Origin of the sequence: Rubripirellula amarantea, from assembly GCF_007859865.1 — a bacterium.
In the GTDB taxonomy this organism is placed as follows: Bacteria; Planctomycetota; Planctomycetia; order Pirellulales; family Pirellulaceae; genus Rubripirellula; species Rubripirellula amarantea.
Map to the genome: position 1 here is coordinate 2,439,447 of NZ_SJPI01000001.1, position 14,385 is coordinate 2,453,831.

The 14,385-nt window shown below is 54.6% G+C and carries 5 protein-coding genes; 2 read left to right on the plus strand and 3 right to left on the minus strand.

Annotated elements, in window-relative coordinates:
- Positions 1-21 precede the first annotated feature (21 nt).
- Together Pla22_RS08885 and Pla22_RS08890 are read left to right on the plus strand one after the other, a co-directional pair.
- Positions 22-3,150 carry a DUF1553 domain-containing protein gene (locus Pla22_RS08885; protein ID WP_165440570.1) on the plus strand — a complete coding sequence of 1,043 codons (3,129 nt, stop codon included), beginning with the start codon at positions 22-24 and terminating at the stop codon, positions 3,148-3,150.
- A gap of 30 nt (positions 3,151-3,180) precedes the next feature.
- A complete protein-coding gene (locus tag Pla22_RS08890; RefSeq protein WP_207310317.1) occupies positions 3,181-4,662 on the plus strand; it encodes a DUF1501 domain-containing protein in 1,482 nt (493 codons plus the stop codon).
- Between the two features lie 24 nt (positions 4,663-4,686).
- Here Pla22_RS08890 and Pla22_RS08895 read toward each other — a convergent pair whose 3' ends face one another.
- From Pla22_RS08895 to Pla22_RS08905, 3 genes are all read right to left on the minus strand, one after another.
- Positions 4,687-5,211, minus strand: a complete 525-nt coding sequence (locus tag Pla22_RS08895) for a hypothetical protein (protein ID WP_146514302.1) — start codon at positions 5,209-5,211, stop codon at positions 4,687-4,689.
- A 117-nt stretch (positions 5,212-5,328) separates the two neighbouring features.
- On the minus strand, positions 5,329-6,408 hold the full coding sequence (locus tag Pla22_RS08900; RefSeq protein WP_242631891.1) for a DUF1559 domain-containing protein: 1,080 nt from the start codon (positions 6,406-6,408) through the stop codon (positions 5,329-5,331).
- A 695-nt stretch (positions 6,409-7,103) separates the two neighbouring features.
- Positions 7,104-13,841, minus strand: coding sequence for a lamin tail domain-containing protein (locus Pla22_RS08905; protein WP_165440571.1), 6,738 nt, complete (start codon positions 13,839-13,841; stop codon positions 7,104-7,106).
- Positions 13,842-14,385 lie beyond the last annotated feature (544 nt).

Here is a 14,385-nt window from a genome sequence, read left to right on the forward strand (position 1 = left end):
CTTGTTGAGTACAACCGAGACGTGCGGCCAATCCTGGCTGGCCATTGCTTCGCCTGTCACGGTCTGGACAACTTGGCTCGCCAAGCCGACCTAAGGCTTGATCTGCGTGACGATGCGATTGATGGCGGGGCGTTGGTCCCGGGGGACCCGGACGCCAGTGAGTTGATCGCTCGCGTTCTAACCGACGCCTCCGACGAAGTGATGCCGCCGCCGGAATCCAAGAAGTCGCTGACCGATGCGCAGAAACAAACACTCGTTCGCTGGGTCGAGCAAGGTGGCCACTACGAGCAGCACTGGGCTTTGATTAAGCCAATCAAAACTACTCCACCGGAATCGGTCGATACTTCGTGGACGAAGAATCCGATCGACAGTTTTGTTCTCAAGCGTCTGACTGAGCAAGGGCTCTCGCCAGCGCCAGAAGCCAGTCCCCACCAACTGTTTCGGCGTCTCTCGCTCGACATCACTGGCTTGCCACCTACACCCGAAGATTCCCAATTGTTTGCGAAGACCTACGAGGACAATCCTGACCAGGCCATGTCCGAATGGATCGACCGCTTAATGCAATCGAAGGCTTGGGGAGAACATCGAGGACGCTATTGGCTTGATGCTGCGCGCTATGCTGACACGCACGGAATGCACTTTGACAACTATCGAGAGATGTGGCCGTATCGTGACTGGGTGATTCGGTCGTTCAATCGCAACCAACCGTTCGATGAGTTTACGATTGAACAACTTGCTGGTGACCTGCTCGACGAATCCACCACCGATCAATTGATTGCAACCGGATTCCAGCGATGTGCGATGACCACCAACGAAGGCGGCACTATCGATGAAGAGAACTTGGCGATCTATGCCGCCGATCGAGTGCAGACCTTTGGTTGGGTTTATTTGGGACTAACAACGAATTGTTGCCAATGCCATGATCACAAGTTTGATCCCATTTCAATCAAAGATTACTACTCACTCGCGGCGTTCTTTCGTAACACGACACAACCTGCCAAGGATCGCAACGCCAAAGATGGTGGGGGGCCGACGATTGTGGTGCCCAGTGAAATGGATATGCCGCGGTGGTCAGTTATAGACAACGAAATCAGCACCGCAAAAACCAAGCGAGATGATCACGTGGTCCAAGCAACCACGTCATTCGAACAGTGGCTCGGCGGTGCTTCCGTGGAAGCAAGCCCATCCAATGCGTCCAGCGCAGTGCTCGATTCCATTGAGCGATTGGAACCTGTTCTCGGGCGTCTTGCTCGCATCCGATTGGATGGAGATCAAAAGGAAGATCTGAAACTGGCTTTGAACCGGCAATCGGCTTCTTACCTCCCCGCCGCCACAGGCGAACTGGAATGGGTTTCGGAGGGGGCAAGCGGCGAATCTGTTCGATTTCGATCGGGACATACCATCGAAGTCGGCGAGCTTGGCGATTTTGCAGTCCAAGATGCATTCTCGGTATCGGCCTGGGTTCGTGTTTCAAACCTAGACCAAAGTGCTGCGGTGGTCGCAAGGATGGATGACCAAAACAAACATCGCGGTTGGGATCTATTTACCAGTGCCGGTAAGTTGAGCTTTCATTTGATCCACGCTTGGCCCGAAAAGGCCTTGAAAGTTTCGACAAAGGCTAAGGCGTTAAAGGCTAACCAGTGGCATCATATTTGTGTGACATATGACGGCAGCACCAAGCCAGACGGCGTGAAAGTTTATATCGACGCATCAGATCAGCCATTGCAGGTTGACAATGATTCGTTGGAGATCAACTCCGACGTGCGAACGACGACGCCATTTCGAATCGGACAGCGTAGTCATGGCTCGATCTTTGAAGGTGGCTCTGTTCAGGACGTGCAGATCTTCAGTCGAGTATTGGAACCAAGCGAAGCGGTATTCATTGGAAACGCCCCTGCCTTGAAGAAAGCGTTGTTAAAGAAGGCCACCGATCGCAGCGAAGAAGAGCGAAAGCAGTTGCTTGATCATTTTCTCAAGCACAACGATCCCACTTACGTGGCATTGAACGACGAGGTCGTTCGGTTGGAAACCGAGCGTGCAGGGATTGTGGATCGAAGTCCATTGACCCATGTCCAGGTGGAACGCGACGATCGGCCCGCGATGGCGAACATACTCTTGCGTGGAGCTTATGATTCGATCGGTGAGGAGGTCTTGGCGGAGACTCCGCAGGCGCTTCATCCGATGGATTCTGCACTTCCCCGCAATCGACTTGGTTTGGCAAAGTGGGTGGTCGCGGATGATAATCCACTCACCGCGCGAGTCACGGTCAACCGCTTTTGGCAGGAAGTGTTCGGGCAAGGAATTGTCACTACCGCCGAAGATTTCGGAGTCATGGGAGCCCCACCATCGCATCCCGAGTTGCTCGATTGGTTGGCGATTGACTTTGTCGAAAGTGGCTGGGACGTCAAACGCTTTTTCAAGCAGATCTTCATGAGTGCGACGTATCGCCAAGCAGCGGTCACGACAGCCGATAAATTGTTGAGAGACCGCGACAACTTACTGCTATCCCGCGGCCCTCGCTTTCGTATGGACGCCGAGATGGTTCGCGACCACGCTCTCGCAGCGAGCGGGTTGTTGTCGTCAACGATGTTTGGTCCGGGAACGCGTCCCTACCAACCTACCAATATTTGGAACATGGTTGGTTTACCCGGTGGCGACACTCGTGAATATGAACCCGATACGGGTGAGGGAGTTTATCGACGTTCGCTCTACAATTTCTGGAAACGCATGTCGCCGCCGCCAAGCCTCGAAACTTTCAACGCTCCCAATCGCGAAGTGTGCACTGTTCGGCGCGAACGAACCAATACTCCGCTGCAGGCACTTGTGACGCTGAATGATCCGCAGTTTGTTGAAGCGGCGAGAAAGCTTGCCGAGTTGGCCATTGCGCAATGTGGCGACAATGATCGAGAAATCTTGGGTCTAATGTATTGGCGAGTGCTGGGCAGGCCGATTCACGAGGATGAATTCGAAGTCATCATGCAAACCAAACGAGACTTGGTTGCCCACTACAAGGCTCATCCAGGCGATGCCTCTAAGCTCCTTAACGTTGGCCAGTCAGACATGAATCCTAAGATCGAGCTTGTTTCGCTTGCGACCTGGACATTGACGGCAAACCAACTCATGAACCTTGACGAAACGCTTTGCAAGTAATTCCAGACCGCCCTTTTTTATCCGATGGCTATGAATCTTCACGACCAAATGATGGCTCAAACGCGTCTGGCTCAAACACGTCGCCAATTTCTGACCAGCGGCAAGCACTTGCTAGGTGGGGCTGCGTTAACGTCACTTGCGGGTGCGGGGTTAGCATCCCTGGTTGATCCAGCGAATGCCCTTGCATCACCCGGTGCAATGCCGATGCACTTCGCCCCCAAAGCGAAACGCGTGATCTATTTGCACATGGTTGGCGGGCCGTCGCAGATGGACTTGTTCGATTACAAGCCAGCGATGAACACGTATTTTGACAAAGACCTACCTGAGTCCATTCGACAAGGACAGCGATTGACCACTATGACCAGTGGCCAATCTCGCTTTCCAATCGCTCCGTCAAAATTTGCGTTCCAACAATACGGCGAATGTGGAATGTGGATGAACTCGGATCACTTGCCTTGGCTATCTAAAAAGGCTGATGAAATTTGCTGGATGCGAAGTTTGCACACCGAGGCGATTAACCATGAGCCCGCGATCACGGCAATGCAGACTGGTAATCAAATCACCGGGCGGCCCTGTTTAGGGTCATGGGCGTCGTACGGACTGGGTTCGATGAACGACAATCTGCCCGCGTTTGTCGTGCTTGTCGCGATCCCGACCAATCGTGAACAGGAACAGGCCATTTCATCGCGACTTTGGAGTGCAGGCTACTTGTCAGGAGAACACTCGGGAGTGTCATTTCGCAGCAGCGGTGATCCGATCCTATACATCAACAATCCCCCGGGCGTTCCCGATGCCATTCGCCGCCGCACGATTGACGGTCTCAACGCGTTGAATCAAATGACGTATCAATCGCTCGGTGATCCAGAAACGCATACACGGATTCAGCAGTACGAAATGGCCTTTCGCATGCAGGCGAGTGTGCCAGAGCTAGTCGATATCAATTCCGAATCGCAGCACATATTTGACCTTTATGGCGAGGACGCCAAGAAGCCGGGCACCTTTGCAAACACGGCGCTAATGGCACGCCGCTTGTCAGAGCGGGGCGTGCGGTTCGTTCAGGTCTATCACAACAATTGGGATCACCACGCCAACGTGGCAACCCGCCTGCCCGATCAATGCAAAGACGTTGATCGTCCGTGCTACGCGTTGTTGGAAGATTTAAAGCAGCGTGGAATGCTCGACGATACCCTCGTGATCTGGGGAGGAGAGTTCGGTCGCACGATTTACACGCAAGGCAAGCTGACGAAGGAAAACTACGGGCGCGATCATCATCCGCGTTGCTTCACGATGTGGATGGCCGGTGGCGGAGCGAAAGGCGGTACGATCTATGGCGAGACAGACGATTTTTCGTACAACATCGTCAAAGATCCCCTGCACATTCGAGACTTTCACGCCACTGTCCTGCACTTGCTCGGTTTTGACCACGAGCGATTCACCTACAAGTATCAAGGCCTCGATCAGAAACTCACTGGCGTTGAACCGGCGCACGTTATTCGCGATTTAATTGCCTAACGCGGATGCAGATCGGGATCGGGTTTACTCGTCCTGCGGATCCAAGTCATTGAGTTCAATGTCGATCACTTGTTCTCCTTCGGTGACCTCGAAGGAAAGCGGTGTCTTGGCGGGATTGACCCACTCGATATTGGTGCGGCTTTCAGGGATTTTTCCGTCGCGATTGTTCTCTAAAGACAAGTCCTCGAGGACCACTTTGTGCCAACCGAGTTCGGCTCCGTGCTTAGAGGGGTCCGAAGCATAAGTCAGGTCGTATTCGCCCTGGGCATTTGTGATGCCAGTCGACATAAGTCCGCCGACCACGGGTTGGTCGCCGCCCTCGCGTTTGTCGGGATCGGGCATGAATCGAACGCGAATCTCACTGAGAGGTTCACCGCCTCGAGTCACCTTTCCCATGACCTTCGAAATGTTCGGACCAGAATCGCAACCAGCGATCATGCCGACAATGACCAGAGCGAGAGCCATTGCTGAGTGCGCTGTGATGTGCATTCCCGCCATTCTTGAGAAACCTAAGTTTCGCTTTCCATTCAAGTTTGAGGTCATCAACATTTACACGCTCCGGGAATTAGTTTGGTTCGCTTCAGGGGTCGCTGGCGTGACTAGGGCGGCCACGCGACATTTCAGTGTGTTCGATTCAACGAACCGAATTCAAAATCGCGAATTCGACTAGTTAGGATCGAACTGGTTTTCAGCTTGGTCGTTGCCACGCTTGGTGCTTAAGGCACGGTAGAGCACCATGTTGATGCTGTCGGTGATGAAGTGAACGCTACCGTCTGCAAACGCAAAGTTTGCTCCACCGGTGTGTCCGCTACCGTAGGCAGCCATGCGGTCGTTCACTGACGCGTACGACGCAGGAGCGTCTTCGGGAGTTTTGTAGTTCAGCGGTGATCGAGTGGAAGCGAACACATGAGTGGTTCCGTTGCCTCCGCCAGTCCAACCCCATGTGCCCCAACCTTCAATCGGATAGCGGGAATATCGTGACGGGTGGTTGTAGAGCTTTTGGTCAAAGATCGGGTCGTAGTGGAAACGTTCGCCGAACAGCATCGTGTGCGAAGTTCCGTCGAGCACGTCCGAGAACTTTGCGGGAACGGCATCGTCCTGCAAGAACTGTTGGAAAGTCTCTGGTTGGCTATCCATTCCGGTCATGTAGAACATGCCGTCATCTTGCATCAGCGGATCACGGAAGTAGGTGCTATGTGTTCCGCCGTTAGCGACGTAACTTGTCATTCCGAAGTACCCGGTTGGATAACCGGCAAGGACGAAATCCAAGAGCTGTGGAGTGTTCTGGATCAAGTCGGAAGGACACAGAAAAGCTTCGGGTTGGTGAGCCGATGGAGCTTCAAGGCTGTAGTCATAGCGATCAGCAGGATTGGTGAAGCTCGCGCCCGGTCGGCGAGTGTTGGACCATGCTGCTTCATAGGTGTCGTCGAAGTCCCAGTTCTCGTACGCAGCAGATTCTTCCAGGTAGGGAAGCAAGTATGAGAATACCGTGTTTCCGTACCAATCTCGCGGGCGATTTCGAATGAAGGTGGTTAGCCCGGCGGGGAACTTTCGGTTCGCCGATTCAAAGTTGTGGCTGGCCAGTGCGATTTGCTTGATGTTGTTTTGGCAACTCATTCGGCGTGCCGCCTCTCGAGCAGCTTGAACGCTAGGCAGCAACAAAGCGACAAGAATGCCAATGATCGCAATGACAACAAGCAACTCGATCAGCGTGAACGCGAAGCGTTGGTGAGCATGTTTGTTCATGGGAAGGGTCCACATAGATGGAGGTAAAAGGTCAAAAAGAAAATGCAGGGGTCAAAAGGAAACGTCGCTCAAGATGATGAGTAGAGTTCGCCGAATCTCTCTAACCCACATATCTTGCCTGAAAGGAGGTAGTCAAGTTCATGTTTGCATCGGACGCTGTCGTAGTTGATACGCGTCGTTGACTCGTCTGATCCTCAATATGATACCGGTCGTTGGCAGAAATCAACGGATCTTTATCGGATCTTAAACATCCGCCGCAGGTCGCTCCGTTGATGGCGCTTAACAGCGGATCTTGGCCCATAGCCTTCGCGGTTTCTATCAACGTTCACGCTGGGGAAACTGACTTTGTCAATGGCCGCCGTCTTGTTCTTCCAATTGCAATTGCAGATTCGACGTAGCTTCATCCAACAAATGCATCGACTTGACAGTCGATGGTTTCGTAAACCTTGGTCAACCATGGAAGCACACATCGCTCCGATTCTTCGGACTCGGCATGCTTACCGTTGAAATGAATCCCGATTTTGAAAGCGTTCTTATCTGTTGTTGGGATCGAACATTGCCGTCGGAATGACTCGAGAGTCTTTCCAGATTAGAACTCTCCCTAAACCGATGAAGGGCTCGCACTTAGCCTGGGTTCCGGTTGGGCCGGTGCGAAACGACCCAACCGTTGCTCCAAGTTGTCGATCAGAGCAATTCTATAGTTCTGCAAGAATTGCTTCGTCGACGGCTTCAGCTTGCCACTGGAACTCATCGTCGTCATCGTCTTCGCTGGTCCACGACAGCAGCGGTTGCTCGGACGACGCGGCCGCTATTTCAGCGACTTCAACGTCCACCGTAGCGGTCGACGTTCTGAGGTCGAAGACGTAAGCGCCGCCCGTGTTGTTGGACGGGCGATTGTCCAACCATGAACCCACCACCGCGACGCTCGCGTCGACCGCTACCGCGATGCCGTACTCGTCAGCCGTGGTGACCTCGTCATTGTTGAGCACGCGTGTTTGCATCCACGTGCCACCGACGTTCTCAAACAGGTAGGCGTTGCCGGATGCGACACCACCGATGTCCGAACCGATCGCACCGGCCACCAAACGATCGCCCGACAGATCGACTGAATAACCCAACCGGTCACCGGCCACACCGTCAGAGGCCAGCAACTTGGTGACTTGGCCCCAGTTGCCCGCGCCGCCTTCGTTCTGATCGAACAGATACACCGAACCGAGTTGGTTCAGTCCACCTTCATCGTCAAACCGCGAACCGATCGCAACCCTGGTTCCGTCGATCGACAACGCGTAAGCGAAGTGATCGTTTGCTAAGCCATCAGCAGCCTCGATGATGGCTTCCTCACCCCAGTTGTCGGCTCCACCGTTATCACGAGCGAAGATGTAAGCAGCACCCGTGTTGCTGGCGGTTCCGTCGTACTGGAAGGCACCAACCGCGATCAGATCGCCATCGATCGAAACGGTTTGTCCAAACCGATCGCCGGCTTCACCATCACTGGCAACCAGTTTCATGGATTGGCCCCAGTTTTCCACGCCACCGAGGTCACGTTCGAAGACGTAGGCTGCACCGGAGGAGAGTCCTACGGGGTCAGCCACACTGGCTCCGACAACGAGCGTGTCTCCCGAGAGTGCCAGCGAGCGACCGAACAGATCACGCTTGACCGTGTCGCTGCCAGCCACCTTGGAAACTTGTCCCCAGTTGTCCGCTCCACCTTCGTTGCGATTGAAGATGTAAACCGCACCGGCCTGGAATCCGTTTTCACGATCCCGTTGGGCGCTGACGGCCACCGTGTCGCCGTCGATGGCGACCGAGTAACCGAACTGTGCAGCGACGCCGTTAGGTGCACCGTCACCGCTTAGTTCCGCGACTTGCGTCCAAGTGGTATCGTCGGTGCGATGATAAATGAACGCCGATCCGGCACTGTTCACCCCATTTGGATCATCAAGGAACGATCCCACCACCGCGTAGTCACCATCAATGGCAACGGCGTTTCCGAACCGGTCACCACCCGAGGCAGCCGAATTAGTCAGTTCGACATCGTTGAGCGTGATCGTGTAATCGAACGAGTCGGATCCAACGAAGCCGTTGTCCGGTGTATACGTGATTACGCCGCCGGAGCCGATTGTTGCTATTCCGTTGGCACCATCGGTCGTTGAAAGAATCTGCGTTTGACCGTCTGGCAAATCGTTCAGCAACACGTTTACATCAACGGGTGTGTTGACGTCAGTATCGGCTACGTCATCGATCGCAATGAACGTTGGGATAGGCGGTAACTCATTGGTTTCACCGGCTGTATCGAGCTCTGCATCGGCGAAATTCAGTAACGCAAATGGTCCCGTCTCATCGGTCGTTCGGTAGCCGCCCGCTGGCGTGAAATTGCCATCGGGTCCGAAAACCTCGGCGGAGTAATTCACGTCTGCGTTGGCGTCACCGTCAACGATCGAAAGCGAAGCGAGGATCGATGTCCATGGCACGATGTCGAATGTTCCATCATTGTCCGTGTCGAGGTCATCCCCCGCAACAGCCGTTGGCGAAAGGCCGTCCACGACAAGAATCGTTTGTGGTGAACCGAACGGATTGAAGCTTGCGTCCAGGACATCGCCCGGATCGGTAGCAACCGATGTTCCATCGTCAGTGACTAGCAAGAAACCGTTGGCATCGGTAAAGCCCGAGGACAGATCAACGATGTCGTCAATCGAACCCGGAGAAAATTCGCCGCTAATTAAGACCAGCGAGTAGCCAGTGAATCCAGAGTCCGGATCGCCGATGAGTTCGACGAAATCCGTGATCGAACCGCCCGAGCTGTTGACGCGGAACTCGTTGATCGCAACCGAGGTCGTTTGAGGAGCCGAGTCGTTATCCGAAATCGTCACTGCGATATCTGGCGAAGTCAAAGCGTCGAACTGAGTGTCCGAGCTTGTGATTGCCACTGAAAACGCACTGGCGTGAGTGCCTTCGACGGCTGAATCATCATCCGCAACAACCGTTACGCTTTGAGGCGTACCCGCGTTGCCGCTGTTGAAGGTAAGCGTGGTCGCGACGCCAGCACCTGCACCTAGGTCGATTTGCGAATCGGTGGGGGTCAACGTGACCGTGACGGTCGACGTTGGAGTGCCGGTGAATGAGAACGCAACGGTGTCACCCACGGCGTCACCCTCGGTCACGTCGGTCGAGCCATCCGACTCAGCCACGATCAGGCTGGCACCAATTTCAAACTCGATGCCGTCCGTATTGGTCAGGCCGGGCGTTTGCAAGAACTGTCCCGCGGAGAACTCGGAGTCCAAGAAGTCGCCGGTACCGTCAGCTTGCAAGCGAGCAAGGGATTGGTCCTCTCCATCGTTGAACAAAAGGTCTTCATTGTCATCGACCGCCCATGACATGAAGTCGAGGGTTCGGACGGTGTCAAAGAGCGTGACGGAGTCACCATCATTGCTTAGGCCCAGGCCACCTGAGGACGCAGTTTGAGCGAGCGAATTGCCATACGTTCCCAGCGTTCCGCCACCGAAGACGACGATGGCTTGCCCAGCCGCCAAGGTGGTTCCAGCAAGGAACTCATGCTTGACACCGGCGGCGTCACTGAGGGTCCAGCCACTAATGTCGATTGTCGAAGTGCCGGTGTTGAGCACTTCAACGAACTCATCTTGGGTCGGACTGAATGTTCCATCACCGTTGGCGTCGCCACTGTACAGGTTGTAATCCGGGTCGCTTGGCAAGGGATCAAACTCTGACGACGGTGCAGGATCCTTCAAGACTTCGTTGATCACGACGGCGTGATTGACGTTGTCGTTGTCGACGATCGAGGCGGTCACGTCCGGAGGCGTCAGTGCCGCGTAGTCAACATCGCCAGTCGCCGAAACGCTGATCAAACCTTGGTGGTCCCCTTCGTCCGCAGCGTCATCTTCGGCAGCGACGGTGACCGTTTGCGGAGTGAACCAGTTGCTCGTGGTGAACGTCAATGTGATCGCTTGATCGCTAGGTGAACCATTGAGGCCAACGTTAGCGTCGGGATCCAAAGTGACCGTGATGGTCGCAGTCGGAGCCGCGTCGAGCACCACAGCGAAGCTGTCCGTCAGGCCGTTCTCGCTGAGATTCAAATCAGCGTCCGTTCCAGGATTGGTGTCCTCATCGGCGTCGACGATTCGAATGGCCGCTGGCAAGACGTTGGTAAAACCAGGAGTGTCTTGGCCTTCGTCAGCAAAGCTGAGGGACAGGAAGTTGCCAGTGCCATCTGGGACCCGGCGAATGCCCGAAGGTGCATTGTCATCGGTCGAATTAACGGTGGTTGACGTGCCGTACTTGAATGCTGAATTGGCGGCCACGTCCAGCGATACGGAGTCGAAAACGGTAACCCATGGCTGAGTATCAAGGATTCCATCGTCGCCCGGATCCAAGTCCGTGCCAGCGGTGCCCGTGAATCCGCTTACCAAGAACAGCGATTGAGGCGATCCAAACAGGTCGAGGCTAGGGAATTCCAAGTCTCCGACGTCCTTCAAGATTCCTGCATCGGAACCATCGTCGTGCAGCAACAAGAACCCGTCGTCATCGGTCAGGCCACCGTCGAGTGGGAAGGCGAAGTCGATCAGCCCAGGGTTGAAGGCCCCTGAGACAACCACAAGGGTCAAGCCATCTGACGATGTCGCAGCACCCGCGGTGGTGTCGAACAATTCAATGAAGTTGTTCGAAGCGTTGTCCGCAGTTGAGTGCGAGATACGAGCTTCGTTGATCTTCAAATTCGTCGAAGCAACCGCGTTATCGGCAATCGCAACATTGATATCGCTAACGCTGAGGGCATCAAACTTAGGATCGGTGGACGATGAAGTGATCGAGATCACTCCACTGTGCAAACCTTCGGTATCGTCAACATCGTCCACTGCCGTCACCGTGACGGTTTGAGCGGTGCCGAAATTACTAGGGGTGAACGTGATCGAGTTAGTCGAGGTCGTCGTTTGACCATCGGCAATCGTGAAGGTGAAAATCACGTTGGCGGTGGGGGCTGTCAGCAAACGGATGCTGAAGGTGTCCGTTGGACCGCCTTCAACGACTCCCGTGGTGTCACCGGTTTCGACAATTTCAAAGACGGGAACGTTCGTTGATCCCGGTGTGTCGTTGCTGTCGTCGGCGAAGGTGTCTGCACCGGCGGTAAGCTGAAAGGCGCCGGTGCCGTCAACCGCTCGGGCTGCTGCGGCTGGCGTGAAGCCATCAGTCGATACAACAACACTTCCGCCGGTCACACCTGGGTCCGTTATGGCGTAGTTCTTAGCCGCTGGTGCGACGTTGTCATTGTCGTCAAGCGATACCGCGTCAAGGATTGAATCCCACGGAGTGACGTCAAAGATCCCGTCTCCACCTTCGGTTTCATCTGTATCCAGGTCGGTTCCCGAGATAAAGCTGCCCAGTGGGCCGGTGTACCCTGAAACAAGCAAGAAGGTCGACGGTGAACCGAAGAAGTCAAAGTTGGCAGCGATGTCACCGGGAACTAGCGGCGACGCGGCCCCATCGTCCTGCAATAAGAAGAATCCGTTCGCGTCGGTGAAGCCACCGGTGAGGTCGAACGCGAAGTTCAGGTCACCAGCGGTAAAGGATGGAGGCACCGCAGTGTCGGATTCGCTAGTGACTGCCAAAAGAGTCAGCCCATCAGTAGACAAACCTGCTGCGCCGCCGGTTTCGTAAAGCTCAATGAAGTTGTTTGAATCGTCGTCTTTGGACTGATGCGAGATGCGGAGCTCGTTGATCTTGAAATTGACGTCATCATCAATCACGCTCACTGACAACGATTGAGTCAGTCCATCAAAGGCTCCGTCACCGCTTGCGAGTGCGAAGTCAATTGAACTCAACTGCCCACCCTCAAGATCAGAGTCGTCTACTGCCGTAAATGTGAGCGTCTGCGGGGTATTCCAATCCGCAGGAGTGAACGTCAGCGATGTTGAACCTGGGGTCACTTCGCCATCGGCACTTGAGATCGTCACGACAACATTCGCAGTCGGTGCTTTATCGAGAACAATATCAACCGAATCGGTGCTGCCGCCTTCCGTCACAACGGTTGACCCATTGCTTTCGGTAATTACCAAGCCACCGGGGGCATCGCCAGGATTCGTGGCACCGATGTGGTTCAGCGACGTTCCGGTGACGCTGAAGTTCGGAGCCGTTCCACTGACTTCACCCACGAACCAGTCGTTGACGGTGTTGCCGGTGGAGTTGCCCACGCGACCAACGTACCCGGTGCTGCCGCCGGCAAGCGTGAATGCTGGCACGGAGTAAACGACATCGCCTGCACCGCCGTCGTTGATGCCGATGCTGTCAAGCAAGGTCCAGTTGGCCACGATCGAACCGTCAAGAATGCCATCGTCGTTGGCATCCAAGTCATCGCCGAAGTCGTCGGCGTCGATGGTCACTGGCGAACTGACCAGCAAGAACGAATTGGTTGCGTTCTCGAGCTCGTTGCTGCCCGCTTGAGCAGGGTTGTCTTGGTCGGAAGCGAAGAAGCTGAAGCCGCCGAAGTCATCGGTCGTGCTTACCAACGAGTTCGAAGCGGCGTCGATGGTGTAGCCGCTGCCCAATTGCGAAAGAACAAGCAATCCGTTGGAGCCAAATTCAAGTCCCGATAGATCGAAGCGATTGGAAACCTTACCAATTCCGAATCCCGAATCCGAATCGCCTTCGACATCAAGCAGGTAGGTTCCGCTTGCGATCGCGGTGTTCGCTTCGCCGCGAAGTTCGACGTACTCGCTCGGGCCATCGTTGCCCGGCACGTCGTAAAGAATCTCATTGATCAAGACGAAACTGCTGGTTGGAAGTCCGCCGACGGTGTGGCTGCCCAGATCACTGAACGTGTCTTGTGGGAAACCGTTCCATTCGGCAGTCAGATTCGTGATCGGATTGAAGCCGGCTGGATTGCCTTCATCAATCGAACCCTTGCGGACCAGGGTGCGATTAGCGGTGCCAAGCGAGCCGTCGGTCCAGGCTGATCCTGGGTCTTCGCCCACGACCCCAAACGTGTCGATGACCGTCGTGCCTTGCAATAGCTGGTAAGCATCGTCGCCATTGTGCGAAATGTTACTGTTGGTCATGTCGGCTTCATCCAAGATCGCTTGTGTCGAGCTTGGGTTTGCGATCACAAAAACGTCGCCTGCCGCGATTTCGTCAGTTGCGGAAAATGTGATGGTTGCGTCGGAGGTGCCACCATTGTTGGACTTGTACAACGAGTATCCGTCGAGCGAGAGCGTTGCCCCCGAGTTGTTGTAAAGCTCAATCGCCTTATTGTTGCTGCTACCTTCGATGTACTCACTGATGAAGAGGTCACCGGCAAGCAGTTGACGTGACTCTAGCTGTTCGATGATTTGACGACGACGACTGCGTCGTGCAGGTCGCAATCGTTCGCTGGAAGATCTCTTAAAATTGGTTGGCAATGCCTGCAGAATCCTAGAAAGTCCGCGCATATTTTCCTCGTTCGAGAGTGGGGTAGAATGGGGCTTCAACACCTTCCTGGTATTAACTTCCATGGCCTCTTTAGCGCAGGGCAACGCGTGGTCAATCATCACTCTTCAACGCAAGCTTTAGCACTCTTCAACGCAAACGTTGGCGAGTCTCCGGCGAGCTGTGTTTGACAATCTTGTCGGTTAGATCGTTTGGAACGACTTTGCCGATGGTTCGAACTTACCCAAGAAAGTCAAAATGCCTATCCCCGTTCACACAATATTCATTTGACCAAGTAGGGGCTGTAGAGGGGGTGGGTTGTTGCAGTGTCCAGGCGTTCCGGGCCCGCAAGTCCCGAGCCGCAAGACACTCATCGAACGTGCCAATCGAAAGAAAAATTCCAGCTCAGTATCGCATTGTCCGTCGATCGCGCCTAAGCTCACACGAGTGGAGTAGAACACGGCGATATCGCGTGCCCAATCTCACTCTTTGTGCTCGGTGGCTTTATTGCCGCAGTTCGGCTGGAATAGCCCTGTGGTGTGGTTAGTTTTTTCGAGTGTGCCGCGT

Coding starts and splice junctions, on each gene's coding strand:
- Pla22_RS08895 (WP_146514302.1), bottom strand. CDS start 5,211: ATGTTGATGACCTCAAACTTGAATGGAAAGCGAAACTTAGGTTTCTCA.
- Pla22_RS08905 (WP_165440571.1), bottom strand. CDS start 13,841: ATGCGCGGACTTTCTAGGATTCTGCAGGCATTGCCAACCAATTTTAAG.
- Pla22_RS08900 (WP_242631891.1), bottom strand. CDS start 6,408: ATGAACAAACATGCTCACCAACGCTTCGCGTTCACGCTGATCGAGTTG.
- Pla22_RS08890 (WP_207310317.1), top strand. CDS start 3,181: ATGAATCTTCACGACCAAATGATGGCTCAAACGCGTCTGGCTCAAACA.